Source organism: Tessaracoccus sp. MC1679 (assembly GCF_014164775.1).
Taxonomy (GTDB): Bacteria; Actinomycetota; Actinomycetes; order Propionibacteriales; family Propionibacteriaceae; genus Arachnia.
Map to the genome: position 1 here is coordinate 1 of NZ_JACJGB010000011.1, position 24,750 is coordinate 24,750.

The following is a 24,750-nucleotide window of genomic DNA, read 5'->3' on the forward strand; positions in this document are numbered from 1 at the left end:
CACGTTCACACACCTCCGGCCTCACCCCACCCCCCCCCGCCCCCCCCCCCGCCCCCCCCCCCCCCCCCCCGCGCCTCTGTCCGCAGGCAGGCAGCGGCCTACGATAGCTAGGTGCATCTTCGTCCCACCTCGTCGTCGAGCATGACCGCGTCGTCGCCGAGCGGCACCCGCTGGCTGACGAGGACGTGCACTTCTCCACCTCGCTGGTCGGGGCGGTGCTGGAGGATCTGACGCGCCCCGGCGACAGGGTGCTCGACCCCTTTGCCGGATTCGGCACCACGCCCCGGATGGCCGAGTCCATGGGCCGGAGGCAGTCGGCGTCGAGTTGCTGCCCGACCGGTGCGCCGCGGCGGCAGCGGTGGCCCCCTTGTCCACGGTGGTGCAGGGCGACGCCCGGGAACTGTCGCGCCTCGTCGTCGGCCCCTTCGACCTGGTGCTGACCTCCCCTCCGTACCGGGCAGCGGACGACGGGCCCGAGGACCCGCTCTCCGCGTACACCGGGGCCGGCTTCTACCAGGATCTCGTCGAACTCCGGGGCATCCTCGCGCAGTGCGTCGACCTCCTGACGCCGGGGGGCCACGTCGTGGTCAACGTCGCCAACATCAACAGTGGCCGATGCTTCACGCCGCTGGCCTGGGATGTGGGGAGGCTGCTCGGCGAGGTGGGCCGGCTGACCCAGGACGTGTTCGTCTGCTGGGACCGCTCCTGGCATGACTTGGCGGGCGACTACCTCCTCGTCGCGGCGGCACCATTGCCGCGCCGCTCCTCTTAGGCTGGGCAGATGACAGTGCAGCAATTCCTCAGTCGCGGGCGCACGGTCGACGAGGCGTACGAACTGGGCCGGGACCTGCGGCGCACGCTTCGGCGCAGCGATCAGGCAGAGCTCGTGCTGGGGGAGCGCGACCTGGTCGCCACGATCGAGCGCACTCACGTCGGCCGGATCCCGGAGCTCATCGGCGTGCGGGTGAGCCGGATGCTCCAGTCCCCGTACGCCTTCTTCCGCGGCACCGTCGACGTCATGACGCGCGACCTGGCCGCCGGGCCGGTGAGCGGTGTGCACGTCGTCATCGACTCCGACGCGCATCTCGGCACCTTCGGCCTGTACGCCTCGCCGGAGCGTCGGCTCGTGTTCGACCTGAACGACTTCGACGCGGCGGGGATCGGCCCGTGGGAGTGGGCGGTGCACGTGACGATCTCCGACTCCTGCACGCGGTAGGTGGTGGTTCGGCCTGAGACGGACGAGTCGCCGTCGTCGCAGGTGATGCTGGCGTCGACCCCGCCGGTGAGCGCGAGCGTAACGCCGTGCGTGCCAGGACGAGCCTTGGCGAACAGGTAGCTGCCGACGAGGTCCCCCGTGAGCGCTCCGCTCGCCGAGATCAGACCATCGAACAGGTTCGGCACGTCGCTGCGCAACGCGATGCCCGAGAGGCAGTTCCCAGGAGAGCACTGGGGGTCGGCGTGCTGCGCGTTGACGTTGGGGTAGTAGCAGTGCAGGTTGACCATGGATTGGGTGGCCGGGTCCCAGTAGTTGCAGTCGTCGTAGCCGTAGAGGGGCTGGCCGTCGGGCTTCAGGAGGTCGAGGCGGCTGACGATGGCCTGCCCGGTACCCGTCCAGCGCGCCAGACGCCCCGAGCGGTCGTCGACCGTGTGCAGCTTGGCCCCGGTGGCGGCGTCAGCGATCCACACCGACCCCTCGAAGCCCTGCTGCTGCTCGAGGAGCAGCTGCGTCCCGTCGGGCGAGACGTCGACGGCCGTGATGCCGCGGAGGGCCGCGTTGACCGGCGTCTCGGCCGTCAGATCATTGACGGGGGCGACGAAGAGCATCCCGGCATCCCAGGCGACGCAGAAGGCGCCGGATCCGTCGGCGCTGGCCTCGCCGCGCGTGTAGTGGAGCTTCGCGCCGTCGGCCGAGAACGACGGCGTGCCGCGATGGGTCCGGTCAACGAGGCCCCACGTTGCAGATGTAGGAGCGGACCGCCGCCTCGGATCCTGACACTGGTCGCGCTAAGTCCGACGCAGGCCAGTAGGGCTGCCAACACGGAAACGAAGAGCTTCTTCATGGTTCCTCCTCGGCGGGAGCCGGCGGCACCGCCTGCGGCCACCCTGCGCCGCCGTGCGGAGGGGCGCCGTGAGATCGGCTGCCGGACATCTCGATGCTACGCCTCACTCTGCCGTTTGACTAGGGGCGGGAGAGCCGAATCGGGGGCCCGCCGGGTGGGCGGGCCCCCGATCGCTGGGAGCGCGACGAGACGGCCAACGTGCGTTCAGGCGGAGACCTTCACCAGCGCACTGGCCGCCCGCGAGTGCCTGAAGTCCGCCCCCCGCATCGCGACGTGGGAACGCGCGTTGCGCAGCAGGCGCATCGCGTTGAGGATGACGATCAGCACGGACGCCTCGTGAACGAACATGCCGAGCGACATCGTCACGCCACCGCCGAAGACCCCCGCCAAGAGCGCCGCCACGGTGATGAGCGCGATGGCGATGTTCTGCCGCATGACCGAGACGGTCCGCTTGGCGAGGCTGATGGCCTCGGGCAGCTTGAGCAGGTTGTCGCCTATGAGGGCGATGCCCGCCGTCTCGACGGCGACCGCCGATCCCGCCGACTCCATGACCGCGCCGATGTCGGCGGTGGCGAGCGCGGGCGCGTCGTTGACGCCGTCGCCGACCATCACGACCGTGTAGCCGGCCCGCTGCAGTTCCGCGACCTTCTCAAGTTTGTCCTCGGGCAGCAGACTCGCGTGCACCTCGTCGACGCTGTTCTGGCGGGCCACCGCCTCCGCGACCAGCCTGGTGTCTGTTACGGATCGAGCACCGAACCAAGTCCTGGCGGTGCAATCAGGCGATCTGTGATCTTGCTGACAGCATCGTTCGCTTGTTCGCGCAGTTCCCGAAGACGGTCTCGGCGATGGCCACAGAGACCGGGCACGATGGGATCTTCTTTGTGAACGCGGCGAGTGCCTCGGACTACATCCGGGAGCATGGTCCCACTGTGATTCGCTACAACAAGAACAGCAAAGTCCCTCCAGACGTCGCGGCTCTGAACATTGGCCAAGTGAAGGGGGAGACTTTTGAGCGCGTCATATTGTTCCTCCCCGACACGATGACGGGTTACCTCACGGGCAAGAAGTCCAAACTAGCTCCGAAGTCAGCTGCCCAGCTATACGTGGCGGTCACCCGTGCGATGCACTCTGTTGCCGTAGTCCTCCCCTGACGGCCCAGGGCGGCCTCATGACTCCCCCTTGAGCAATTGGACGTCACGAAGTAGTCAGATCGCTGGTGACTTCCACGTGGGCCGAGGGGCGCGCGGGCTTTGACCGTCCTTGACGGGAGGATCGTTGATGACCATCGCAGGGTTCCCTTCTGGGACATGGTCAGTCTTGGCCTCGGGCGCGCGCCCTACTTTTGACAAACACCCGAGTCACGGCGTTCCGTAAAGAGTACTGAGCGGGCCAGCGTCAAATATGCGGCGCATCTCGACATGTAGCCCCGGTGGCCGAGTCGGAAGACGATGGCGCGGTCACCGTGGGATCCTTCGAGTTCACATCTCACAGCTCTCTCGAAAGGACATCGCCACGATGACCGCTCCACACATTGTCGACCCCGCCCACGTGCTGGGCAACCTGCTCACCCAGGCCTCGCCGGACATGATGCGCACCCTGCTGCAGACCCTGATCAACGCCCTGCTGTCGGCTGACGCCGACCAGGTCTGCGGCGCCGAATGGGGCCAGCCCTCCGCCGACCGGCTCGCGCAACGCAACGGCTACCGCCACCGCCCCCTCGACACCCGCGTCGGCACCGTCGATGTCGCCGTCCCGAAACTGCGCACCGGCTCCTACTTCCCCGAATGGCTGCTGGAGCGCCGCAAACGAGCCGAGACCGCCCTGATCACCGTGGTCGCGGACTGCTACCTCGCCGGGGTGTCCACGCGCCGAATGGACAAGCTCGTCAAAACCCTGGGCATCGACGGGCTGTCGAAGTCCCAGGTGTCCCGGATGGCCGCCGAGCTCGACCAGCACGTCAACGAGTTCCGACACCGCCCCCTCGCCGAGGCGGGGCCGTTCACGTTCGTCGCCGCCGACGCCTTGACGATGAAGGTCCGCGAGGGCGGCCGGGTGATCAACGCCGTCGTGCTGGTGGCCACCGGCGTCAACGGCGACGGCCACCGCGAGGTCCTCGGGTTGCAGGTCGCGACCTCGGAGACCAAGACCGCCTGGAACACGTTCTTCGCCGACCTGGTCGCCCGCGGCCTGGGCGGCGTCCGGCTGGTCACCAGCGACGCCCACGCCGGGCTGATCGATGCGATCGCCGCGAATCTGCCAGGGGCGATCTGGCAACGCTGCCGCACCCACTACGCCGCGAACCTGATGTCGGTGACCCCGAAGACGATGTGGCCGGCGGTCAAGGCGATGCTGCACTCGGTCTACGACCAACCCGACGCCGCCTCCGTCGAGGCCCAGTTCGACCGGCTCCTGGACTACACGAGCGACAAACTCCCCGCCGTCGCCGAACACCTCGACGCGGCCCGCTCCGACGTGCTCGCGTTCACCGGCTTCCCGCGCGACGTCTGGACCCAGATCTGGTCCAACAACCCCGCCGAACGCCTCAACAAGGAGATCCGACGCCGCACCGACGCCGTCGGGATCTTCCCCAACCGCGACGCGATCATCCGCCTCGTCGGGGCCGTCCTGGCCGAGCAAACCGACGAATGGGCCGAAGGACGCCGCTACCTCGGACTCGACATCCCTCACCCGCTGCCGCCTCACCCCCGTCCCCACCGAGGAGGTGACCGAGCCCCTAGCCCTCACCGCCTAACGAAGGAACCCCGCTACACCACTAGCCGGGACTTGACCGTGCGTCCTCAACCCTCCTACAAGAGCTGCTTGTCGCGCAACCTACTGTGCATAAACGGGGCTCTGTCCAATACAGGTTCCAATCTGGCGCCCTGATGGCACTGAGGCCGAGCTCCGATCCCAGTCCACCAGGCTCCGGGGCTAGCGGTGCCCCCGAGCCCCAGATAGCCTGGGACATCAGAACCTCAATTCGAAGTTGAGTCGTTCATCGAGGGCGCCTCTGTTCCCGCAGGGCGTCCTCACTTCATGCCAGGACGCACGCCCTCAATAGCACAGCACCCTGGTAGGCCACCGCGCCACCGCCTGACAACCAAGCGGGCCCTGGGAAGCGTCCGCGCGGTCCGTGCCTTTGCAGTTGCTGCCAGACTGTGGTGCGCCCGGCGCATGCCTCACTGCTGTGTATGGCGAACACGCGAGCCGTACCGCAGTGGCTCCTGGGCGGTCTCGGTGCCGCACTCACCGCTGCAGGCATCATCATCTTCGCACTCACGGGACCGGGACCTAGCTAGCTCCTTCGGGTGGATCGCCTACGTCCCTCTTGCAGACCAACCATGGTTGCAGCCCGGACAAATTTGGGGCTACGCCCTGGTCTTCGCCGGCTCGCTCGTCGTGAGCGGAGTTGCCGGATTATGATGGGGCTACGTCGGCGTCAGTGATCACGAGAGGGCAGTGCGCTACCGAAGCGTGGTGCGCGCCGCCGGCAGGTGAAGAGGCCCAGGGCGACGCCGACGATCAGTTCGAGGATGAATCGCATCACCGTCACGCGCTGGCCGCGCACCAGCAGTTCAGTTGAGGCTCGCCAAGTTCGCGATATCAATCTTGTTGCGGCTGCGGATCGTCGTACCGGTTGCTAGCCGGACGTAGCCGTGGACGTTCCTTACGCTGTGCTCTAATGCTAGTGAGGCCGCTAGCGGGTCGGGATCTATGAGCCAGGTCACTGCTTCGGCGTCGGGGAGCCGGTGGGGTGGTGGGGTGCCTCGCCAGGACTCGGGTCTCATGGCCGCGACTGGTGCCTGCTTCCACATTCCACTCGCGCGGAACGTGATGCCGACGTCAAGGATTGTGACCGGGAGACGCCCGATGTTGCTGGCGTCAACGGAGAGCCACCACTCGTCGGTTGCCGTGGTGTAGGCGTTCGCCACGGTGACCTTGACACGGGGCCCGGCCAAGACGGTGCCCCACACCGTGACAGCGAGTGCTGCCACGCCAGTCACGGCGCCAATGATGGCGATGGATAAGGTCCAATAATCCAACGGGGTGGGGTCGCTCATATGCACAGCATCCCCTACTTGCGAGGGCTCGATACCCGGCATCCTGGGCCGCGCCGCGAGGGCATCGACAGCAACCTCGATACCCTCCGTTCGTTCAGTTGCGGCAGCACAAGTGGCTGATCTCGGGGTGTTGGTGTCACGGAGCGGGGCCGCCTGCCCTCGCCGCTGCGAGACATGCGGTCTCTACTGGAGCTTCGCACCACGCAATCAACATGGTGCAAGGGCCCTGAGGACAGACTGCTAACGCCGATGTCCACTTCTGACACCAGCCAAGCCCTCGTCGGGTCAAGCACCGCAGTTGTCGCCATTCCGGCCCCGCGCGTCAAGAGGCACGCTGTACCATGGCCCGATCTCTCGTCCGCAAAGGTCGAGGATGGTCACGGCCTCATTCCGTACGACACTCACATCTCGGGATTCAGGATCAACAAGCAATGCATCCCACTGGCCGCGCACTATCAAGGCGGGTCGCTCGTTCCCTTCAACTGAGACAAGGTACTTCGCGGAGAAGACGGGTGGAAATAGGGCTGCCATGACCGCAAAGCTAGCGATTGCTGTGTACCTGATCACCGAGAACGACGTCCAGGGCATCCCGACCGCATCCACTCTGCGGCTGATCTGCTCGTAGAGAGCCAATCGCTCCTCGCGTGTCATCAGCTCCGACGTTCGAGCGACCCGGGCGAGTCGACGGAGCTCAATGTCGCGAGTGTGCCGATACCGCGCCCCGAACAGCTCCAGACGCTCGGCAGTCGGCTCGAAGATTCGCCGCTCAAGACGCATCTCGATGCGTCGGTACGACAGGTATGAGATCGGTAACCACACCATAATCCACCACGGAAGTACACCGCTGTAGATAATCAGAATCACAATGCTGAGCGCAGCCACAGCAAAGCGCATCTCGTATGATACGCGACTCGAGGCGATCCACGAGGGAGCCCAAAGCAGGACCGCGATTGCCACTAAAGACATCATGGTCATAAGAGTCATATAGGTTAAGCGGTCAAAGTCAGCCCTGTCTAGAACCGCTACGACCTTTGAGAGGTTGCCGCGAAAATAGGCGACCAACTTGGAGATCACCATTACTAAGCTTGCAATCGTTACCACGCCGGCGAGAGCGACCCACTGCGCCAACTGCTGGGACAGGGTTCGACCCTCTTGAGCCAAGTCGCGGGGGCTCACTGCAGGGGGCATCAGCCACCATTTGAGTCTCAACAGCCGAAGACGCTTCGCCCTAGTAATCACTGCAGTTTCCTCGCTCTAGTTTGGCAGATAGAGTCTGCCAGCGATCTCGATCGCTCGTGGATCCGCACCTGCCCCCCGCTCGTAAGGCTGCGCCGCAGAAGCCAACCCTGACCCACCTATTCTTCTGGTTTCACGATCGCCATTGGGATCTCGGTTGGTCCAGGCCAGACAGGCATGCACCTGGTGAAGGAAGAGCCCCAGGGTGCTGCGCACCGATTCGGGTTGGGTCATGCCCTTTTCGCGGTTGTTCAACTCGATCAGGCGGACCAGGCGGGGGCCAGTCCAGTTCGTGGGGTCGATCGGGAGCCTCATCAGGCCGCGGGCCAGGTTGCCGAGGTGTCGTTGCCCGAGGTGAGGGAGCACGGTGACCACCTGTGCGGCCAGTTTTTGCCAGGCCAGGGGGATCGGTGGCAGCTTCGGTCGCCTCTTGGAGGTTCCTGCGCGTCTTGGTGAGTTAGAACTCTCTAGAGCTGTAGGCCTAACGGAACCACTACGTGGTAGGTGGCGGGCCACTGTGCGAGCCATTCCGCGGGGCATGGTCAGGTGTCTCGTGGAAGCGATGCGGCGTTGCAGGCCGCCGTGGTGGGCATGGGCTGCGACGCGCTCGTCGGCGGTGAGGTAGCGGCCTTGGACGACGGTGACGGACATGCCGATGGCTTCCAGGACGTAGCGGGCGTGACGGACGGCGTCGCGGCTGACGCCAAGCTGACGGGCAACCGTTTCGTGTGAGGTCCGCACTCCGCGGCCAGTGGCACCGTCGGCGTTGCCAGCGTCGTGGCGGGCGACCTTCATCACGAGGGGTCGGCTGGATTTGCAGCGGTTGATGGCGTCCTTGCCGCGGGCGCTGTGCAGCTCAAGCGAGGTGGCCAGGAGCCAGCGTTGCCGACCGTTCCACACGGGGATGGTGGCGGTTGTGCCGACCGGATCAGGTGCCCACGATCGGCCCAGCTGTTCAAGGCCGGCGATCATGGACAGTGCGCGGCGGGCGCGCTGGATCAGCGGCGGGGGCCATCCGTGCTTCTGGGCGAGGGTGCGGACCGAGGTGCGACCTTCGCGACACAGCGCACCGGCGATCTGCAGCACGAGCTGGACCTGGTCGGCGAGGTCGGCGCGATTCAGGACCAGCATCCCGGCGACGCTGGTGATGCGCTCGGCGATCCATGCCGGCGTCTGCGGCGCCTCCGGCATGGTCTGCTCGGTTGGGCGTAGCTGGGCCAGGACGTCGCCGAGGAGTCCGTGGAGGGTCATGGGTGGGCGAGGTTCGCGAACCGGGAGAACTGGCCCTGGAATGCCAGGGCGGAGGTTCCGGTTTGGCCGTTGCGGTTCTTCGCGACGATGACGTCGGCCTCCCCCCTGCGGGGGCTGTGGGGGTCGTTGAGGTCGTCGCGGTGGAGCAGCATCACGATGTCGGCGTCCTGCTCCAACGAGCCTGACTCGCGCAGATCCGACAGCGCCGGCTTACGGTCGGCCCGTGTCTCGGCTGAACGGTTCAGCTGCGACAGCGCCACCACCGGAACGGCCAACTCTTTGGCCAGCAGCTTGATCTGCCGTGAAAACTCGGAGACCTCGACCTGGCGGGACTCGACGCGTCGCCCTGAGCTGAGCAGCTGCAGGTAGTCCAGAACGATCAGCCCAAGGCCCTGCCGTCGAAGTTGGCGTGCCTTAGAACGCAGCTCGAGCGGGGTGACGCCGGGCCGGTCCTCCAACCACAGCGGCGCATCCTGGACCGAGGCGGAGTGCTGGGTGATGGCATCCCACTGGCGGGAGTCCAGCTTCCGGTCCTTCAACGACTGCAGGGGCACTGTTGCCTGTGCCGCGAGGAGCCGCAGCATCAGTTCCTGCCTCGACATCTCCAACGACAGGAACAAGGTGGGGACCCGGTCGACGATCGCAGTCCTACGTGCGATGTCCATCGCGAAGGTGGACTTCCCCATCCCGGGGCGCGCCGCGATGATGACCATGTTTCCGGGCTGCAGCCCGCCGAGCAGGCGGTCCACATCGGTGAACCCGGTTGGCAGCCCCGGTGCGGTATCGGATTCGAGCCAGTCGAAGGTTTCCTCCAGCAGTGAGCCGGCCAGCGGGGTTGTTTCTCGTCGGCTGTTCTCGGTGACGGAGTAGATGGCCTGCTGGGCCTGGTCGGCGATGTCGGCTGCCTCCCCGTGCGCGTCGAAGCCCAGCTGGGTGGCCTTCATGCCGGCGGTGATCACTTTGCGGCGCAGTGAGTGGTCGCGGACGATCTCGGCGTAGTGGGTGGCGTTGGCGGAGATCGGGCTCGCGGCCAGCACCTCGTGGAGGTAGACGCTGCCGCCGATGGTGTCGAGGGCTCCGCGTTTCTCCAGCTCGTCGGCCAAGGCGATCGGTTCGGCGGGACGGCCGGCGTGGGTCAACGACACGATCGCGGTGAAGATCATTTCGTGGCGGGGCTGGTAGAAGTCCTCGCCGGTGAGGATCTCGGTGATGTCGTCGACGACGGTGCCGGTCATCATCATGCCGCCCAGCACGGCCTGTTCGGCTGCGTGGTCGTGGGGTGGGGTCCGGAGGAAGGTGTCGCGACTCGCCGGGGCGTCCGGCGATATAGGGGCCGTATAGGGGGTGCGTGGGCTGCGGGGAGCCGACATGGGAAGTGTCCTATCTGTCCTTGTCAGAGCTGGAATGCTCGGGGGTGACAGACGGGCCGACGGCTTCCTGGTGCCCCGAAAATGGGTGCACTGAACCCGGCGTGCCACTAGACACGCCTCATATAGGGGGTAGAATCGGACGCAGAGATCGCGAAACCTAGGTCTTCACCTGGAGCTGGTAACTCCGATAGGTGACCTCTCCTTGTCAGTTTGGAGAGTCCGGGGAAAAGCGATCAGACGATGTGTCGATCTACAGGAAGGCCGGTCCCGTCAGGGGCCGGTTTTTCTTATGCCATGGGCCTCCCCGTACTGCGCATGAGGCTCATCAGGCCACCAGGCTCGGCTGGTTGGCGCGCTCGCGGGCTGCGTCGTCGATGAGCTTCTGGATGTCAACGGGGACCTTCAGTCCGGCGCCGAGGGCGGCGTAGTAGGCCAGAGTGTCGGTGAGACTGAGACCCAACTCGTCGGCCATGGCCTCGAATCGCATCTTGTCTTCAGGGACGAGGCGCACCGTGGTGCGAGTACGAAGAATTCCCCCACGGGGGCTACGGCCTGGGCCGGGTGCTCGACGCGCTGACATGCTGACATCCTGTCGCAGGACACACATCCCGGCCGGGAGACACGCCGCAGCATCGTAGGACGCATACAAGCCTTTTCTCATTGTCACCACCCTCTCAATTCAAGGAGGCATCCCCGACTCCACAGGTGTGACAGGCAGCGCAGCAATTTTCTCATCCCAGCCAGGTCACATCGGTGGTCCGCGTGCGGCTTCCTGCTGGGTAGAGGAGGTCAAAAGGATGCTCGACCCTGTCGATGTGGCATATCGCCACCACGCCCCCGCTGAACCCGCAGCCGTTTCGACGGTTGGCGTGTGCTGCCGCTGCGGCCAGACCGTTCCCGTGCGACCTGTCAGCGGCGTGGTGTCGGCGAAGTTCACAGGCTTCGACCTGATGGGCGCGGGTGAGGGTCTGTGCCGAGGGTGTGCCTGGGCGTTCAGCATGCCAGCTCGACGCCTGGTGCTGTCGATCACCGCCACTACGGCCACCCTGCTTGACACCCCCTCGCTGTTCGACTCCCTGCTGCGCCCCAGCGGCAGCTCCGCGATCGTGGTGCCCCTGAGCGGGCGTAAGCATGTGTTGCCCTACGCGCAGTGGGGCACCGTGCGTGTCGATGACATCAACCTGACGTGGCGACCCAGTGACGTTCACCGGTTGAGGATCGTCGCAGATCTGCGCCTCCTGGGCGCCCCGGCCACATCGCTGCCCGCGCCGGCTCCGCCGGCGCGTTGGCTGACCAGTCGGCACCCTTCGGCGTGGGAGGCGATCGACCGGCAGTGGCGCCAGCTGGATCCGTGGCGTCCCACGCCCCACCTGGATCTCGCGATCAAAGCAACCCATCACCTGAAAGGAACCCTTCGATGAGCCTGGTCACGGCGGCGCTTGTGGTCGTCAGCGACGACAACAAGTTGACTCACCTGGTCGGATCGACGCCGGCTGTCGCCGGCGCACGCCCCTCCGACCGCGACGTGCTGTGCGGCGCCGACTACGCATGCGACTCGCAGGTGCCGGTGGTCGAGATCGACTGCGGTGAGTGCCTGATCGCCTCACAGCCCTACTGGGGTCTGCCCAGCTGGACCGAAGCGCAGCTGCCATGACCGGAACCAGGCCAGGCGCAGCCTTCCAAGACGACCTGGTGACGCTGATGCGCAAGCACCAGTTCCGGGGGGTCCCGGCCCGGGTCAGCACCACCATCAAGACCGCCGCCCTCAACAACGATCAGCAGAGCCTCCGGGAGTGGCTCCCCCGCGCCGTCTCGCAGATGATCAAGGACCACCGATGACCCTCACCGACACCAGGCCGACCCAGATGTGGCTGCACGCCACCGCCGGCTTCATGCCACCCCTCGAAGGCCCCGCCGGCACAGCGGAGCGTCTCCTGCTCCTGCTCCACTACAGCATCGACTGGGACACCAGCTGGGTCGCCGGCTACCGCACCACCTACTGGGACAAGCTGCTGCCCGACCGGATCCTGGTGGCCTCCCAGCAAGCCGCCAACCTGCGTCAGTGGTGGACCCAACTCGCCGACGATCTGCAAGCCTTCCCCACCACCGCCACCGCCCGCCACGAGCTCGCCCAACTCCTCGACACCCCGGACCCGATGCCCGTGCTGCGCGTCCTGCGCCAGGAAACCCTCGCCCTCGTGCTGCGGACCCGCATCGTCGCCGAAACCCGCAAGCACCGATGAACATCACCTGGACAGGCACCGCCACCGCCACCTCATCGATCAGCCACGGCAGCGAAACCCGCGGGCTGATCACCATGCTGCGCCGCGAGACCATCATCGGCCCCGACCACACCCCGGTGACCATCCCCCTGATCTCCGGCAACGCCTTCCGCGGCCGGCTGCGCCGCGTCGCCGAACAGCAGCTCGCCGACGTGCTGCACTACCGCGGGAAACTCACCCTCGCGGCCGCCGCCGCACTCCGCAGCGGAGGATCGCTGGTCAAGACCAGCGCCGCCCCCATCTCCGGCGCCCGCCTGGCAGAACTACGCCAACTGGTCCCACTGATCGGGATCTTCGGCACCGCCGGCGCCGGCCGCATCATCGACGGCTGCCTCCAAGTCGGCAAACTCCTCCCCCATGCCACCGAAACCGCCCATCTGCTGGGCCAACCAGCCCCACTCTCCGTCCAGGACCTCACCCAGATCGAGACCTACAGCCGCGTCGACGACAGCTACCGCCACGACGCCGCCACCCCCACCGTCGACGACCACGCCAGCCAGCTGCAGTACCGAATCGAAACCTTCCGCGCCGGCACCACCTTCGACGTCTGGCTCAACCTCACCTCCCCCACAGACCTCGAGGCGGCCTTCTTCATCGACGTCCTCGCCCACTACAGCCACACCGCCACCATCGCCGGCCGAAGCGCCATCGGCCACGGCCGACTCCGACTCGACATCACCACCACCACACCCCCCACCACCCTCGACTGGCGCACACAGGTCGCCGCCGACACCCAGCGCGCCATCGACGCCCTCAACCAGCTATGACCACGCCCGCCTACCGGCCCCTTCGAGTCACCGCCACCCTTCGCCACGGCATCGCACACGCCTCCCCCTGGACTGTGGCCCTCGACGGACTCCTCGCCTCCCAGCTCTGGACCCACCACAAACACACCCAGCCACCAGGCCCACCGGCCCTCGATCAACCTGACCCGCCCGACATGGATCTCCCGCTGGCACGCTGCACCGCCGACCCGCTCTGGTGGCACTGGGCCGCCACCTGCGGCTGGCCCGACCCCGTGCCCCAGGACCCGGAGATCCGCTACTGGGGAACCAGACTCGACCACCGCCACGCCGAACACACCACCACCGGCCTGCCCCAGCACCTCCACGACTCGAAAGGACGCTGGAAGGCGTACTGGATGCCCCTCCCGGTCACCGTGGCCCACAGCCTCACCTGGCACGCCATCGGCGACCCAGACGCCGTCGCGCGCCTCCTCGAACCCATCACCGCCATCGGGAAGAAACGCTCCCAGGGGGAAGGCCGGATCAGCAGCTGGCGCGTCGACGTCGTCGACACCCTCGACCCGTTCACCGCCGGACACCTCTCCCCCACCGGCGCCCTGGCCCGACCCTGCCCCGCGGCATGCCTGACCGGCCACCCCGACATCATCGACGCCGGCCCCGGCTACGCCGCCGTGCGGCCACCCCACATGCACCACTCCCGGAGAACCGATGTCCGCCTCCCCGCACCCCACTGACCTCGGCCTCAACCTCCGACACCTGGCCGGACTCCGCAAACCCACCCACAACACCACCCAGCTGATCGACCGCATCGCCGACCACCTCGACCAGCACGACGGCTACCTCGCCTTCTCCGGCGGGAAAGACTCCCTCGTCACCCTCCACCTCGCCCGACAAGCCGACCCCAACGTGCCGGTGTGCTTCTTCGACTCCGGCCTCGAATACCCAGAAACCCTGCGCTACATCGCCGACCTCACCGACACGTGGCAACTCAACCTGGACGTCATCCCAGCCGCCCGCCCCACCCTCGACATCCTCGTCGCCAACGGAACCTGGTCACACCACCGCACAGTCGGGGCACACACCAACCTGTTCACCAACAACATCACCATCCCCTCCGCCCACGCCCACAACCGCCACGGCCCCGGGGAACTGTGGGGTCTGCGCAGCTACGAATCCAGCTCACGGCGCGTCATGTTCTCCCAAGCCCTCCGCCACGACCCCGCCGGCGGCACCGTCCACCGCACCAACGGCACCATCACCTACTCGCCCGTGTGGAACTTCACCGAAACCGCAATCTGGGGCCACATCGCCCGCCACCAGCTGCCCACCAACCCGGTCTACGACAAACTCTCCCGCCTCGGAGCACCACCCCACGCCGTGCGCGTCTCCAACATGATCGACGCCACCCAACTCGAACACGGGCGCTTGGTCTGGCTCAAACGAGGCTGGCCCAGCCTCTACCAGAGCATCGTCGACGCACTCCCCCGAGCAACAGAGTTCGCCTAGCCTCCCTCTTTCATGAGGCGGTTTGAGAGCTGTCAGCTGGGCTGTCGGAGCCCGATCTGAGGGCTGGGTCGGGTGGGGGCGTGACTGTTGGCCGGTTGACGCTGCCGGTGGGCGGTTCTCCAGGTTTCCTCGGGTAGTGGCGGACGGTTGGGGTCAGGCAGGTGGTGGGATAGCGGCGATCCGGGCGAACGCGGCCACGAGTTGCTCGACCCAGGGCCAGGTCTTGGGTAGACGTAGTCGTCGCCGTCGGGCGCCGTGAACGAGCCGTGCCGGGACATGCAGCAGCCGATACCTGAGCGCCTTTGGTTCGGCCTTGGCCAGGTCCCCATCGAGAGCCAGCATCTTGAGCCAGGCGACCAGGTCGGCGGCGATCATGGTCAGCGTCAGCCAGGTCTGGTTGATGGCGAACTCGCGCGACGGGAACCGGCCTAAGCCCGAGTCCTTGGCGTGTCGGATCCGGTCCTCGACCCGGGCATGGGCCCGATGCCGGGCCTCGAGGAACTGCACCGTGCCGCTGCCGGTGTTGGTGGCGAAGGCTTGATACCGCCACCCGTCGGCCTCTTCGAACAGGGATAGTTGGGCCCCCGGGTGGGGGCGTTCCCGGCGAAGGATCACCATCATCCCAGAAGGCCAGCCATCGAGATTGAGCAGTCCGGTGATCTCGGCGACTTCCCCGCCTGGTCGGCGGCGCTGAAGGCCGATGGTCAGGTCCGAGGCGATCGCCCAGGTCCCGATGCCGTATCGCCGGAACCTGTTGATCCGATGCGACGGGGCCGGCGCCTCTCACCAGTTGCTGGACTGGCTCACTGCGCAAGGCCAGGTCAGAGGCCGCAAACTGGACTACAGCGTGGGTTTCGCCATCGGGGAGAACGTGCGCGATGCGATCACGCAGTTGCCGGCCGGGTCATGTACGGTTGCCGTGCGCATCTGTCTCGCGTTCTGAGGAAGATCTAGGATCGAGTGTGTCTACCCTTGTCAAACGCATGTTCTGGGGTGCGCTGATTCTCCTGGCCATCCTGTGGGTTGCCCCGTGGACCCCACTTGTTCGCATGAGCCCAGTCGCGATGTTGGTAGCTCCGGACACTGTGTGGGCGTCAGCCGTAGCAGTCCTAGGGGTGACGGTGGCAGTGGTCGGCCGGAGGAGGCCTGTGGCTGCCGCTAGTTGGATGGTGATCGCTTGCGTAGTCTTGGCGGGCCTCTTTGCAGGCAGAGCTCTGGTGCAGGGAATGGAGAATTCTTCCGCGCGACCGCGTGACGAGCGACAGTTGACAGTCCTGTCGTGGAACGCCCAAGGGATTCCGCCTGATGTGATGATGGGGCGGATCTTTCCAGTGCTCATCGAGCGCGAGGTGGACATTGTCGTTCTGCCTGAAACCGGGGATGTGATTGCGCGTCAAGCCGCCCAAGAACTTCAGTCGCTCGGATGGTCGAACACTGTCTACACAACCGAAGAGGCAACTTCAATCATGGTTCGAACCTCACTAGCGGCTCGAGCCGGATATCGGATCGTTCCAGGGAATCCACCTTGGGCAGGGCTGGCTATTCAGCCGAAGAATACATCTGCCGTGACTCCGACAATTATCGGGGTCCACGTGCAACAGCCAGCGCCTGGAAACCTCTCAGTTCGGGCTGAGCACCTCTCTTGGGTGCAGGGTATATGCGACCGTGAAGACTATGTCCTCGCGGTCGGTGATTTCAATGCGACGCTGAATCATCTGAGTCAGGCAAGCCTTGGGCGTTGCCGGGATATTGGCGTCCAGCATCGTGCCGGCGCGTCAAGTACTTGGCCGACGTGGCTGCCGTTCTGGTGGGGTATCTCGATAGATCGAGCCATGGTCTCGCCGCCATACGATGCAAAGAAGACGACGTTCGAGATTCTTCGTGATGTCGACACTTCAGGTGTCCCTGGTTGGGGAAATGGCTCAGGAGCCGATCATTGGCCTATTATTGTCACGATCGCGTCCGGTGGGTGAAGCGGACAATACGGGCTCTTCACAGAAGGCGGTGGGTGATAGGGCTGGAGTTCGGAGGGCCCTGGTGACGTGAAGGGGGCCCTCGGGTTGGCAGGATGAAGGTGTCTACGCCACATCTGAAACCCAAGGGCCCTTGTGCGAAACGCTACCCCACCCTGCCTCGATACGTTCTGCCGTCTGGACCGTCTCGGGCTGTCCGTGACCGCCCAGCGCGTCGAACCCGACCACACCGTGCTGCGCTGCCGCCCCACCACACCCGCGGCGCCGTGCCCGGGCTGCGCCGGGCCAGGAGTCCGTCACGATGCGGTGGTGCGCCGGTTGGCGCATGTGCCGTTCGGGTGGAAGCCCACGATCCAGGAGGTGCTCAACCGTGTACGCGGAGGCGGGGGAAACCTGCTTGGGTTCGCCAGCCTCGCTGGAGCGGAGATCATCAGAGGCCGGGAACTGCCTGAACTCCCACGATGCAAACCAAAGCAACTAGCTAACTCCGCAGCAACGCATACAGAGCCATGTCGGCCGGCCGCCGGTCAGGGTTGAGTCGTCGGTGTTCAGCCACGGCGTCGATCAGTTGGGTCGTCAACACAGGGGCGGACTGCCACGCCTTCGTTGTCTCCCTCGATCGGCGGGCTCGGTCGCGGGCGTGGGTGAGGGCTGCCCACAGGGCGTCGTCTAGGTCGGTGGGGCCGGTGAGGCGGGCGCGGTGTTCAGCGATTCCTAGGGCGAACTTCCCTGCGGTGGTGTGGGGCGCCGGACTGCCGTGGTCGGGTTTGACGTCGACGTCGCGGGCCTTGGTCAGCCGGTTCCACGCGTCGTCACACATGCGACGAAACTTCCGCAGCCGCGGCGACTCGGGGTCGACGAGCAGCAGCTGGTCAGCGCGCTCCAGCCAGTCCTCGAGGACGTCGAAGCACCGGTGAGCCAAGTCGTCGTTGAACGCCAGCAGCATCCAGAGCTCCTGGAATCCGAGTCGGTCGGATCCCGGGACCAGGTTGGAGCGCAGCAGTTCCTCGAACTCGACCTGCGGGAGCAGCCGGAGCACGGTGGCTGTGCAGGGCTCAGGAATCGGGGTGGGATCGTGGCGTTCCCAAGGCGCGGGGATGATCATGCGACTCCTCGGTTGCGGGCGCGTTGGTTGTGGATCCGGTCATTGTGCGCGTCTTTGCACTCGCGACAGTGGCACCCTTGCCGGTAGAGCGACGCGGAACCGGGCCCCTCATGGGTGGGTTGCTGGTCGCTGCGGCCGCGGCCTCGGCGCTGGGCCGTGGTGGTGCCGGCCCAGTAACCGTCGGCGTCCCAGGACATCGCCCAGGCGAGGCAGTCGGTTTGGGCGGGACAGTCCTGGCACAGCGTGGCCATGCCGGCGGGAACAGTGTCGGTCTCCACTGCCGGGATCCAGTCGAACTGGGTGTCGCCGGCGCACGCTGCCCCGGAAAGCAAAGGCGCGTTGGAGGGGGATCCCTCCAACGCGACCTGGGTAACTTCAGTGATCTCAGGGTACATCGGTCACGCCCTTCTGCGTGGAGGTGCTGGTCAGACACCTGGTGTGTGCGGGGGGATAGCCCGCTTCAAATCAGACTAGCCCTGGCTCACCACAGCAGGCAACCAGAAACGCCCACTACTAGGGCGGGCCCCAGCGGCAGATGGGACTTGCGTGACCGCCCGACAGCCAGCAGCACGACCGCCGCGGCCGCGGCGAGGATCAACGACACCAGCACCCCACGCAGCGTCAGCGGCCATCCCCCGACGTAGCCCAGCACCAGCCCAACAGACAACCCGAACTTCACATCCCCCACGCCCAAAGACCCGAACACCGCCCACGCCAGGAGCACACCTGCCACGGCGCCCGCGGCCAGCACAGCTGCCCACCACCGCTCCCAGTGCCCTGACGTCGCCGCGTCCGCGGTGATGATCAGCAGCAACACACCAGCCAGCGGCCACGTGAGCGCGTCGAGCAGCAGATGGGCATCCAAGTCAGTCCAGGTGGCTACCACTCCCCCAGCGACGAACACGCACCCCAACAGCAGGGACACGGGATCGTCGATGCGCCACGCCATCAGCCCCATCGCAGCCGCGCACGATGAAGCCGCGATGACGACCGCCCACCATCGCAACGCCGGCTGGTCCGCTTCGAGGTAGCGGCGCTGGCGAAGGACTGCGCCCAGCGTGGCCCCCACTGCGGCCCCCGTCGCCAGGAGGAAGAGAGTCACTTCGTCTCTGGCTTGGGCGGTTGCTTCTTGTCGTCGACGCGCAGCAGGTTGTAGCTGCCCGTCTTGAGCCACTCCGGCATGAAGAGCTCCTCGCGCCCGTCAGCGAGCAGCGGTGGCTTGCGCTTCCGGGGCTTGTTCTGGTCGGTGGTGGTCATGGTTGTCATCCTTCCTGATGGATCTCTTGGAGGCGGATCACTCGCCTGGTTCCGGTGTGGCCGTCGGGGCCCTTCCACCGCGCCTCGTAGACCTTCTCGACGGTGAAGCTCATCCCCCGCGGCAGAAGGTGTGCCGTGTCGCTGCCTCCGTCGGACTGTCCGAGGTACATGCCCCGGCGGGTGGCCAACTCGATCACGTAGGTGTTGTTGTCGGTTTGGCCAGGCTTGGAGAGCTCGTGGAGGTTGTGTGAGCCGGCAGTCCAGCGGTCGAGGTGGACTGCCGGGTAGTTCTCCAGTTTGGAGGCGTCGAAGCCTTCCGGCAGCTGCACGTTCGCGTAGACCAGGTGCTGCCGGTCGTTGCGTTCCTCGTACTGGCGGATGGAGCGGTCGATCCGCTGAACGCTCTGCAGGGCACGTGCAGGCAGCAGATCGGTGTCCCCCTGGGCCGCAGAGAGCTGGTCGGTGAGCTGCTGCCACGACTCCGCCGACGACATGGCCTCCTGGATTGCCCGGTACTGCGCCTGTGTCCACCGGCGTTGCGTGGCGCGCTTCAGCTTGGACCGAGCCTTCATCTGACGACCCGACACGGGTGTGCGGATCTCGTCGAACTCTGGCACGCGCATCTTGGTCGCCGCATTGGCAGGCCCGGATGCATCGCGTGGAATGATCCGTTCACGGTCCTTCTGGGCGCGGGTCAGCCGGTTGCTGGCCTCCGTCATCCGATCCAACTCGGCCAGACCTTCACGATTGGTCTCCTTCGCCTCGAAGTCGGCCAGCGGTGTCGTCGCCGCCATCGCCAGACCCGGCATCGACCCGGCGCCGGCGTCGAGCTCCAGGACACTCTTGCGTGTTCTGCCTGCCATCGTTGATCCCTCTCTCCCCTCCAGAAGAAGTGCACGCGCCGAGCTGCGCCCGTGACACAGCACCGGCCCGCGGTCTTGCTGCGACATAGGGCCCTATATAGGGGGTCATATAGGGCCCCACATAGCCCCCTATATGGGGCCCTATACCCAATGACGGTCACTGGCAACCCCACCCAATCCCCCTATATAGGGGCCTATATGCGCGCAACATAGGGCCCTATATGGCCCCCTATATAGGGGACGGCCTCCTGACGAGGGAGGCCGGAAGCCCCGTGATCCCCCATATAGTGCCTATATAGGGCCCTATATGGGGCCCTATACTGTGGGTGTTGGGGTGATTTTGCCTCGGCGGCGGTGTGTTGCGCTACGACTTGTGGCGTCGACGTCGGAGGATGGACCACGATGCTGGGCAAGGACCCGGCTCCAACAAAGTGGGCTGTCACGTCTGGTGACCAGCTCAGGCCTTATCTGAGTCGGAAGGGATCGACGACATGGACCTCTCACGAGTGGTGTCACTCGCCAACGGCAAGGGCGGTGTGGGCAAGACCAGCCTGACCGCCAACCTTGCCGGTGAGTTCGCGCGGGAAGGCTCGCGCACCCTTGTCGTCGACCTCGACGTTTCCGGCAACCTGAAGCTCGACCTCGGGTTGGTCGGCCACGAAGGCGACGACGCGGGCCGCGGTGTTGTCGATGCGATCGTTGAGGGAACTCCTCTGAACATCGTCCGGGACGTGCGCCCCGGTATTGACTGGATCCCTGGAGGGGCGCGACTCAACTGGTTGCTGCCGATGACCTACGGCGCGGGCCCTGGTATCCCTGCCGGTTCGGTGGGGGAGGGGTGGCGTCAAGCGCTCGGGAAGGCCGTTGCCGAGGGCGAATACGACATGGTCCTGGTCGACACCCCGCCTGGGAACCGCGAGTTGCAGCAGATGGCCTTGACCGCGGCACGCTGGATCCTGGTCCCTTTGCGAAGTGACCCCGCGTCCTGGGAGGGGCTGCAGGTGTTGGGTCCGCTGGTCAGCCATGCCCGTAAAGACAACACCGAACTGAGATGGCTCGGCATGGTGCTGTTCGGGCATCAGAGCACCGCCACCCGGGTGCGGCAGAACGTGCTGGACAACCTCGCCGACGACCACAGCGCCATTCCGCTGCTGCAGACCGCGATCCGTTCCTCGGAGAAGACCGCGCAGGAATGCCGACTCAAAGGCCTCCTGGTGCGTGAACTCGTCGACAGGGCGGCCAGCGACCCCAGCGAGAGGTTCCGCGCCCTCCGGGCCCGCCGCAGCGACCCCACCGTGAGCATCCCGGAATCGCTGCCCCAGTCCTCCACCTCGATGGTCGAGGACTACGCCGAACTGGCCGCCGAGGTGGCCGCGCTGATCCTCGAGGCGGAGGAGGCGTCGTGAGCGACCAGTACGCCTATCCCGCCAGAAGCCGGCTGGCGCACCCCGAGGACGTTGAGGATCTGGGGGCGCTGCCGGACTACCTCAAACCCGCCGCCACACCAGCACCCGCCGCACCGACCCGAGACCACAGCGGCCCGGAGGAGCGCCCTGCCGGGAATCCGGTGCGAGGCCTCGCCCGCCGGAAGCCCCCGCCGCCGGAGGTTGCGCCCGTGGACACCACGGCCGCGGCCCCCGGAGGTGAACCGCCGGTAGGGGAGAATCCCGTGCGGGCACGGAAGGAGCCGCGAGATCTACACAGAGCCTCATCAGCGAACCTCCCCACTGGCCTGGTCACGGCCGTGGCCCGGCACCGTGAGGTCACCGGCATGTCTGCCGGCGACATAGTCGTGGCCGCAATCGAGAAGCACTTCGACCAGTTGCCGGGGATCCTGGCCGCCACCCAGGAACCGTCGCCACCTCAATCCAGCGGGTTCGCCGCGAGGGGACCGAAGGCGGCGCCGGTGGTCGACAACACCAAGCTGTTCGCCTACCGGCTCGTCCCCTCCGACTTCGACTACCTCGATCAGCTGGTCAACCAGCTCGGGGCCCGCGACCGCACCCATCTCATACGAGAAGCCCTCACCACGTACTTCAAGGACTGAACCATGTTGAAGACCACCCCACCCACCGCAGAGCCGACCCCGGATGTCGCGCTGACCCAGGTCAAGCACCGCCGCCGCCCTTTGCTGTGGGTGCTGGCAGCACTGCTGATCGCTGTGGGCGCTCTGCTGTCGGGAGCGGTGGTCAACATGGTCAAGGACACCGTGCCGGTGGTCGTGGCCAGCCGCGACATCCCGCGCGGTGCCCAGCTGACCGTCGAGGATCTGGCCACCGTCGACGTGCATCCCGATCCTGCGCTGCGCACCACCCCGGCCGACGGGCTCCCCACCCTGGTGGGACAAACCGCCATGGTCGACCTGCCTCAGGGGGCGCTGCTGGTCCCCGGCTCAACAGGGTCCGGGATCACCCCCACCGAAGGCCAGTCGCTGGTCGGTGTGGCGCTGACCCCACCGCAGATGCCCGCCGGCGGCCTCAAGCAGGGTCAGGTGGTGCAGCTGATCTCGACCCCACGCCAAGGCGACGACGTCGTGGCCGACGCCCCAGTGATTGACGTGGAGGCCATGGTGGTGACCACCGAGGCGGTCATCGACACCAACATGACCGTGGTCAACGTCACCGTCGACGCCGACCAGGCGCCGCTGGTGGCCACCCTTTCGGCCACCGGCCGTCTCGCGCTGATCGTGAAGGGCGCCTGATGGCTGTCATCGTGCTGTGCTCCGCCGCCGGGTCGCCCGGGGTGTCCACCACCGCCATCGGGTTGGCGTTGGCCTGGCCGAGGCCGTGCCTGCTGCTCGAGGCCGACCCCACCGGCTCATCGGCCATGCTGACCGGCTACATGCGCCAATACGCCCCCAACGGGGTGGTGTCAGTGTTCGACCTGGCGGTGCGCTACCGCCAAACCGGGACCATTCCGCCCCTGATGGACGTGGCCACCCTGGTCCCCAACACAGAGATCCGGCTGCTGTCCGGGCCACGGTCCCCCTCCCACGCGGCGGTGATCAACGACGCCTGGAACCCGCTGGTGGCACAGCTACAGCAGCTCGACGGGGCCGGCATCGACGTCCTGGTCGATCTTGGCCGGCTCGGGATGACCGGGAGCCCGACGGCGCTCCTCCAAGGAGCCGACCTGGTGGCGCTGGTCACCCGCAGCACTCTGCCGGCGCTGGTGCCCGCGAAGTACTGGGCGGACCACCTCACCGAAATCGTGGGCGCCGACTCCGGGCGCGCCGGGTTGCTGTTGATCAGTCCTGGGCACCCCTACTCGGCCGATGATGTGGCCAAGCAACTCAAGCTGCCCGTGATCACGACACTGCCCAACGACCCGACCACCGCCGATGTGTTCCATCTGGGCGCCAAGCCTGGGCGTCGATTCGATCGCAGCCCGCTGTACAGGTCGCTGCCCCCCGCGGCCTCGGCGATCCGCACCCAGATCGAGGCGTCGCGCCGCAGCGTGCAAGGAGTACAGGCATGAGTCAGCCCATCCCGCTCGATGACTTCGAGTTCTTCCGAGACGACTGGAACCGCATCGACCACGCCGCGGATCCGCTGCGGGTCATCGACCCCCAGCCCGTCACCTCAGGCACCACGGGTCCGTCGGTGGTGTCGACGGTGCGGCAGCTGCCCGCGGCCTGGGCGCAGACGCCGAAGCGCAGCGCGCCGCGGGTTCAGCACACCTTCGGTCCTCCGCCCGGTTACGTCGATGAGGTGTGGGATCAGTCGGATCTGGATTGGGCTCAGATCAAGGCGCTGCGGATCGCGGCGACCAACGCGATCGCCGAGCAGCGGACGTCGAACTCGACCGAGGACGAGGAGCAGGCGTTGGGGCGGCGGGTGATCGCCGAGCTGGTTGACCGGATGATCGCTGACGAGATGCGCATGGGGCTGCAGCCCGATGATGCGAAGGCCGGGAAGATACGGCGGGCGGTGTTCGATGCGCTGTTTGGTCTGGGCCGACTCCAGCCACTGATCGACTCGAAGTGGATTGAGAACATCGAACTGCACGGCTGCGATGTGGTGCACATCGAGTTGAAAGACGGCACCATGTGCGACGGGCCGGCGGTGGCCGACAGCGATGAGGAGCTGATCGCCGACCTGCAGTTCTGGGCTTCGCGCTCCAAGGAGCATCCGCGACCGTTCAGCCCCGCCACCCCGGAGATGAACCTGCCGTTGGGGGAGTCGGCCCGGTTGGCGGCATTCGCCTGGGTGACGCTGCGGCCGATGGTCACCATCCGTCTGCACGGCATGGTCGACGTCGACTTCGACGATCTGATCGCGAAAGGCACCCTCACGCCGCTGGCCGCCAACTTCCTCGGCGCGGTGGTCCGCGCGGGGGAGTCGATCGTGGTGTCCGGAGCGCAGGGCGCTGGGAAGACGACGCTGTGTCGGGCGCTGTGTGCGGCGTTGCCGCCCAGCGAACGGATCATCACGTTCGAGACCGACCGCGAGCTGCATCTGGAGCGGATGCCGAACAAGCATCCGCGGGTGTTTGGGATCGAGGCCCGCCAAGGGCAGGGGGAGTTCCGCCCCGACGGCCGCGAGGCTGGGAAGTTCGAGATCTCTGAGGCGTTGATCGGCTCGCTTCGCCACAACGCCGACCGGCTCCTGGTCGGTGAGGTGCGCGGCGGCGAGATCATGGCGATGATCCAGGCCATGCAGGGTGGCCGTGGCTCGATCTCCACCACCCACGCCCGCTCCGCCCGCGACACGTACAACAAGCTGGTCACCTGCTGCCTCGAGGTCCCTGGCGTGTCGGAGAGCTACGCCACCCGCACCATCGCCTCAGCGATCAACTACGTGGCGTTCATCAAGAAGGTCAACATCGCCGCGAAGGGGGAGCGGGTCCGCCGGGTCCGTCGGGTCACCGAGATCATCGCGATCGAGCTCACCGCAGACGGGGTCAGTTTCACCGACGTGTTCAAAGACGACGGCACCGGTGTCGGCAAGGCCAACACGGTCCCGCCCTACGTGGAGGACCTGGTCGACGCCGGCTTCGACTACGACGGCTTCGTCCGCGAACGGGGCCTCAGCTGATGAG

General features: G+C 66.5%; 29 protein-coding genes and 2 pseudogenes. 19 read left to right on the forward strand and 12 right to left on the reverse strand.

What is annotated here, in order from left to right; all coding sequences use genetic code 11:
• The first annotated feature begins 185 nt into the window (after nucleotides 1–185).
• From H5398_RS17940 to H5398_RS17945, 3 genes are all read left to right on the forward strand, one after another.
• Nucleotides 186–440, forward strand: coding sequence for a DNA methyltransferase (locus H5398_RS17940; protein ID WP_182800669.1), 255 nt, complete (start codon nucleotides 186–188; stop codon nucleotides 438–440).
• Nucleotides 359–772, forward strand: coding sequence for a hypothetical protein (locus tag H5398_RS15440; RefSeq protein ID WP_182800725.1), 414 nt, complete (start codon nucleotides 359–361; stop codon nucleotides 770–772). The genes H5398_RS17940 and H5398_RS15440 overlap by 82 nt, the downstream gene beginning before the upstream one ends.
• A 201-nt stretch (nucleotides 773–973) precedes the next feature.
• Nucleotides 974–1,216 carry a DUF2252 family protein gene (locus H5398_RS17945; RefSeq protein ID WP_370586153.1) on the forward strand — a complete coding sequence of 81 codons (243 nt, stop codon included), beginning with the start codon at nucleotides 974–976 and terminating at the stop codon, nucleotides 1,214–1,216.
• Nucleotides 1,217–2,264: 1,048 nt separating this feature from the next.
• Here the strand turns inward: H5398_RS17945 and H5398_RS15450 are convergent.
• Entirely contained in the window at nucleotides 2,265–2,915 is a 651-nt protein-coding gene (locus tag H5398_RS15450) for an HAD-IC family P-type ATPase (protein ID WP_370586154.1), read from the reverse strand.
• On the opposite strand from H5398_RS15450, the gene H5398_RS17560 reads away from it, so the two are divergent.
• On the forward strand, nucleotides 2,873–3,211 hold the full coding sequence (locus H5398_RS17560; protein ID WP_182800671.1) for an ATP-binding domain-containing protein: 339 nt from the start codon (nucleotides 2,873–2,875) through the stop codon (nucleotides 3,209–3,211). The two genes, H5398_RS15450 and H5398_RS17560, sit on opposite strands and share 43 nt — an antisense overlap.
• 364 nt (nucleotides 3,212–3,575) lie before the next feature.
• A pseudogene (locus tag H5398_RS15460) lies at nucleotides 3,576–4,812 on the forward strand (IS256 family transposase).
• A gap of 823 nt (nucleotides 4,813–5,635) precedes the next feature.
• Here the strand turns inward: H5398_RS15460 and H5398_RS15465 are convergent.
• From H5398_RS15465 to H5398_RS15485, 5 genes are all read right to left on the reverse strand, one after another.
• Complete coding sequence (locus H5398_RS15465) at nucleotides 5,636–6,121, reverse strand: hypothetical protein (RefSeq protein ID WP_182800672.1); 486 nt, start codon at nucleotides 6,119–6,121, stop codon at nucleotides 5,636–5,638.
• Between the two features lie 285 nt (nucleotides 6,122–6,406).
• Entirely contained in the window at nucleotides 6,407–7,309 is a 903-nt protein-coding gene (locus H5398_RS15470) for a hypothetical protein (protein WP_182800673.1), read from the reverse strand.
• A 66-nt stretch (nucleotides 7,310–7,375) separates the two neighbouring features.
• The gene (locus H5398_RS15475) at nucleotides 7,376–8,608 is read right to left on the reverse strand and encodes a hypothetical protein (protein ID WP_182800674.1); all 1,233 of its coding nucleotides are present in this window, start codon (nucleotides 8,606–8,608) and stop codon (nucleotides 7,376–7,378) included.
• Nucleotides 8,605–9,978 carry a replicative DNA helicase gene (gene dnaB / locus H5398_RS15480; protein ID WP_182800675.1) on the reverse strand — a complete coding sequence of 458 codons (1,374 nt, stop codon included), beginning with the start codon at nucleotides 9,976–9,978 and terminating at the stop codon, nucleotides 8,605–8,607. Before dnaB ends, H5398_RS15475 begins: the two co-directional genes overlap by 4 nt.
• Before the next feature lie 325 nt (nucleotides 9,979–10,303).
• Nucleotides 10,304–10,465 carry a hypothetical protein gene (locus tag H5398_RS15485; protein WP_182800676.1) on the reverse strand — a complete coding sequence of 54 codons (162 nt, stop codon included), beginning with the start codon at nucleotides 10,463–10,465 and terminating at the stop codon, nucleotides 10,304–10,306.
• A gap of 511 nt (nucleotides 10,466–10,976) precedes the next feature.
• On the opposite strand from H5398_RS15485, the gene H5398_RS15490 reads away from it, so the two are divergent.
• From H5398_RS15490 to H5398_RS15520, 7 genes are read left to right on the forward strand one after another with little or no spacing between them, the layout of a single operon-like run.
• A complete protein-coding gene (locus H5398_RS15490; protein WP_182800677.1) occupies nucleotides 10,977–11,399 on the forward strand; it encodes a hypothetical protein in 423 nt (140 codons plus the stop codon).
• Complete coding sequence (locus H5398_RS15495; RefSeq protein ID WP_182800678.1) at nucleotides 11,396–11,632, forward strand: hypothetical protein; 237 nt, start codon at nucleotides 11,396–11,398, stop codon at nucleotides 11,630–11,632. The genes H5398_RS15490 and H5398_RS15495 overlap by 4 nt, the downstream gene beginning before the upstream one ends.
• Nucleotides 11,629–11,817: a hypothetical protein gene (locus H5398_RS15500; protein WP_182800679.1), complete on the forward strand. Its 189-nt coding sequence runs from the start codon at nucleotides 11,629–11,631 to the stop codon at nucleotides 11,815–11,817. Before H5398_RS15495 ends, H5398_RS15500 begins: the two co-directional genes overlap by 4 nt.
• Nucleotides 11,814–12,221: a hypothetical protein gene (locus tag H5398_RS15505; RefSeq protein ID WP_182800680.1), complete on the forward strand. Its 408-nt coding sequence runs from the start codon at nucleotides 11,814–11,816 to the stop codon at nucleotides 12,219–12,221. The genes H5398_RS15500 and H5398_RS15505 overlap by 4 nt, the downstream gene beginning before the upstream one ends.
• Entirely contained in the window at nucleotides 12,218–13,027 is an 810-nt protein-coding gene (locus H5398_RS15510) for a hypothetical protein (protein ID WP_182800681.1), read from the forward strand. The genes H5398_RS15505 and H5398_RS15510 overlap by 4 nt, the downstream gene beginning before the upstream one ends.
• Nucleotides 13,024–13,740 (forward strand): hypothetical protein, encoded by a 717-nt coding sequence (locus H5398_RS15515; protein ID WP_182800682.1) that lies wholly within the window; start codon nucleotides 13,024–13,026, stop codon nucleotides 13,738–13,740. The genes H5398_RS15510 and H5398_RS15515 overlap by 4 nt, the downstream gene beginning before the upstream one ends.
• Nucleotides 13,715–14,512: a phosphoadenosine phosphosulfate reductase family protein gene (locus tag H5398_RS15520; protein WP_182800683.1), complete on the forward strand. Its 798-nt coding sequence runs from the start codon at nucleotides 13,715–13,717 to the stop codon at nucleotides 14,510–14,512. The genes H5398_RS15515 and H5398_RS15520 overlap by 26 nt, the downstream gene beginning before the upstream one ends.
• Nucleotides 14,513–14,665: 153 nt before the next feature.
• Here H5398_RS15520 and H5398_RS15525 read toward each other — a convergent pair.
• Nucleotides 14,666–15,196 (reverse strand): annotated as a pseudogene (locus tag H5398_RS15525) (transposase); the annotation flags it as partial.
• A 16-nt stretch (nucleotides 15,197–15,212) separates the two neighbouring features.
• Here H5398_RS15525 and H5398_RS15530 point away from each other — a divergent pair.
• Nucleotides 15,213–15,455 (forward strand): hypothetical protein, encoded by a 243-nt coding sequence (locus H5398_RS15530; RefSeq protein ID WP_182800684.1) that lies wholly within the window; start codon nucleotides 15,213–15,215, stop codon nucleotides 15,453–15,455.
• Nucleotides 15,456–15,738: 283 nt separating this feature from the next.
• Nucleotides 15,739–16,485, forward strand: coding sequence for an endonuclease/exonuclease/phosphatase family protein (locus H5398_RS15535; RefSeq protein WP_182800685.1), 747 nt, complete (start codon nucleotides 15,739–15,741; stop codon nucleotides 16,483–16,485).
• Between the two features lie 481 nt (nucleotides 16,486–16,966).
• Here H5398_RS15535 and H5398_RS15540 read toward each other — a convergent pair whose 3' ends face one another.
• The 5 genes from H5398_RS15540 to H5398_RS15560 form a co-directional block, all read right to left on the reverse strand.
• Nucleotides 16,967–17,590 (reverse strand): hypothetical protein, encoded by a 624-nt coding sequence (locus tag H5398_RS15540; RefSeq protein WP_182800686.1) that lies wholly within the window; start codon nucleotides 17,588–17,590, stop codon nucleotides 16,967–16,969.
• Complete coding sequence (locus H5398_RS15545; protein WP_182800687.1) at nucleotides 17,587–17,985, reverse strand: WhiB family transcriptional regulator; 399 nt, start codon at nucleotides 17,983–17,985, stop codon at nucleotides 17,587–17,589. Before H5398_RS15545 ends, H5398_RS15540 begins: the two co-directional genes overlap by 4 nt.
• A gap of 86 nt (nucleotides 17,986–18,071) precedes the next feature.
• Nucleotides 18,072–18,692: a prepilin peptidase gene (locus H5398_RS15550; RefSeq protein WP_182800688.1), complete on the reverse strand. Its 621-nt coding sequence runs from the start codon at nucleotides 18,690–18,692 to the stop codon at nucleotides 18,072–18,074.
• Nucleotides 18,689–18,847, reverse strand: coding sequence for a hypothetical protein (locus H5398_RS15555; protein ID WP_182800689.1), 159 nt, complete (start codon nucleotides 18,845–18,847; stop codon nucleotides 18,689–18,691). Before H5398_RS15555 ends, H5398_RS15550 begins: the two co-directional genes overlap by 4 nt.
• Before the next feature lie 5 nt (nucleotides 18,848–18,852).
• Nucleotides 18,853–19,710 (reverse strand): hypothetical protein, encoded by an 858-nt coding sequence (locus H5398_RS15560; protein WP_182800690.1) that lies wholly within the window; start codon nucleotides 19,708–19,710, stop codon nucleotides 18,853–18,855.
• 491 nt (nucleotides 19,711–20,201) lie between these two features.
• Between H5398_RS15560 and H5398_RS15565 the strand changes: the two genes are divergently transcribed.
• Genes H5398_RS15565 through H5398_RS15585 form a run of 5 tightly spaced genes read left to right on the forward strand, consistent with a single transcriptional unit; the run spans nucleotide 20,202 to nucleotide 24,746 of the window.
• Complete coding sequence (locus H5398_RS15565; protein ID WP_182800691.1) at nucleotides 20,202–21,116, forward strand: ParA family protein; 915 nt, start codon at nucleotides 20,202–20,204, stop codon at nucleotides 21,114–21,116.
• A complete protein-coding gene (locus H5398_RS15570; RefSeq protein ID WP_182800692.1) occupies nucleotides 21,113–21,757 on the forward strand; it encodes a hypothetical protein in 645 nt (214 codons plus the stop codon). Before H5398_RS15565 ends, H5398_RS15570 begins: the two co-directional genes overlap by 4 nt.
• Before the next feature lie 3 nt (nucleotides 21,758–21,760).
• Nucleotides 21,761–22,411, forward strand: coding sequence for an SAF domain-containing protein (locus H5398_RS15575; protein ID WP_182800693.1), 651 nt, complete (start codon nucleotides 21,761–21,763; stop codon nucleotides 22,409–22,411).
• Entirely contained in the window at nucleotides 22,411–23,187 is a 777-nt protein-coding gene (locus H5398_RS15580; protein ID WP_182800694.1) for a hypothetical protein, read from the forward strand. The genes H5398_RS15575 and H5398_RS15580 overlap by 1 nt, the downstream gene beginning before the upstream one ends.
• The gene (locus tag H5398_RS15585) at nucleotides 23,184–24,746 is read left to right on the forward strand and encodes a CpaF family protein (protein WP_182800695.1); all 1,563 of its coding nucleotides are present in this window, start codon (nucleotides 23,184–23,186) and stop codon (nucleotides 24,744–24,746) included. Before H5398_RS15580 ends, H5398_RS15585 begins: the two co-directional genes overlap by 4 nt.
• Nucleotides 24,747–24,750 lie beyond the last annotated feature (4 nt).

Excerpts from the sequence above, each read along its gene's own strand:
- H5398_RS15540 (WP_182800686.1), bottom strand. The coding sequence starts at position 17,590 with ATGATCATCCCCGCGCCTTGGGAACGCCACGATCCCACCCCGATTCCT.
- H5398_RS15530 (WP_182800684.1), top strand. The coding sequence starts at position 15,213 with ATGGTCAGGTCCGAGGCGATCGCCCAGGTCCCGATGCCGTATCGCCGG.
- H5398_RS15495 (WP_182800678.1), top strand. The coding sequence starts at position 11,396 with ATGAGCCTGGTCACGGCGGCGCTTGTGGTCGTCAGCGACGACAACAAG.
- H5398_RS15565 (WP_182800691.1), top strand. The coding sequence starts at position 20,202 with ATGGACCTCTCACGAGTGGTGTCACTCGCCAACGGCAAGGGCGGTGTG.
- H5398_RS15475 (WP_182800674.1), bottom strand. The coding sequence starts at position 8,608 with ATGACCCTCCACGGACTCCTCGGCGACGTCCTGGCCCAGCTACGCCCA.
- H5398_RS15485 (WP_182800676.1), bottom strand. The coding sequence starts at position 10,465 with ATGCGATTCGAGGCCATGGCCGACGAGTTGGGTCTCAGTCTCACCGAC.
- dnaB (WP_182800675.1), bottom strand. The coding sequence starts at position 9,978 with ATGTCGGCTCCCCGCAGCCCACGCACCCCCTATACGGCCCCTATATCG.
- H5398_RS15585 (WP_182800695.1), top strand. The coding sequence starts at position 23,184 with ATGAGTCAGCCCATCCCGCTCGATGACTTCGAGTTCTTCCGAGACGAC.
- H5398_RS17945 (WP_370586153.1), top strand. The coding sequence starts at position 974 with ATGCTCCAGTCCCCGTACGCCTTCTTCCGCGGCACCGTCGACGTCATG.
- H5398_RS15520 (WP_182800683.1), top strand. The coding sequence starts at position 13,715 with ATGTCCGCCTCCCCGCACCCCACTGACCTCGGCCTCAACCTCCGACAC.
- H5398_RS15560 (WP_182800690.1), bottom strand. The coding sequence starts at position 19,710 with ATGGCAGGCAGAACACGCAAGAGTGTCCTGGAGCTCGACGCCGGCGCC.
- H5398_RS15490 (WP_182800677.1), top strand. The coding sequence starts at position 10,977 with ATGCCAGCTCGACGCCTGGTGCTGTCGATCACCGCCACTACGGCCACC.
- H5398_RS15510 (WP_182800681.1), top strand. The coding sequence starts at position 12,218 with ATGAACATCACCTGGACAGGCACCGCCACCGCCACCTCATCGATCAGC.
- H5398_RS15470 (WP_182800673.1), bottom strand. The coding sequence starts at position 7,309 with ATGCCCCCTGCAGTGAGCCCCCGCGACTTGGCTCAAGAGGGTCGAACC.
- H5398_RS15500 (WP_182800679.1), top strand. The coding sequence starts at position 11,629 with ATGACCGGAACCAGGCCAGGCGCAGCCTTCCAAGACGACCTGGTGACG.
- H5398_RS15505 (WP_182800680.1), top strand. The coding sequence starts at position 11,814 with ATGACCCTCACCGACACCAGGCCGACCCAGATGTGGCTGCACGCCACC.
- H5398_RS15575 (WP_182800693.1), top strand. The coding sequence starts at position 21,761 with ATGTTGAAGACCACCCCACCCACCGCAGAGCCGACCCCGGATGTCGCG.
- H5398_RS15555 (WP_182800689.1), bottom strand. The coding sequence starts at position 18,847 with ATGACCACCACCGACCAGAACAAGCCCCGGAAGCGCAAGCCACCGCTG.
- H5398_RS15465 (WP_182800672.1), bottom strand. The coding sequence starts at position 6,121 with ATGAGCGACCCCACCCCGTTGGATTATTGGACCTTATCCATCGCCATC.
- H5398_RS15515 (WP_182800682.1), top strand. The coding sequence starts at position 13,024 with ATGACCACGCCCGCCTACCGGCCCCTTCGAGTCACCGCCACCCTTCGC.
- H5398_RS15535 (WP_182800685.1), top strand. The coding sequence starts at position 15,739 with ATGGAGAATTCTTCCGCGCGACCGCGTGACGAGCGACAGTTGACAGTC.
- H5398_RS15545 (WP_182800687.1), bottom strand. The coding sequence starts at position 17,985 with ATGTACCCTGAGATCACTGAAGTTACCCAGGTCGCGTTGGAGGGATCC.
- H5398_RS15580 (WP_182800694.1), top strand. The coding sequence starts at position 22,411 with ATGGCTGTCATCGTGCTGTGCTCCGCCGCCGGGTCGCCCGGGGTGTCC.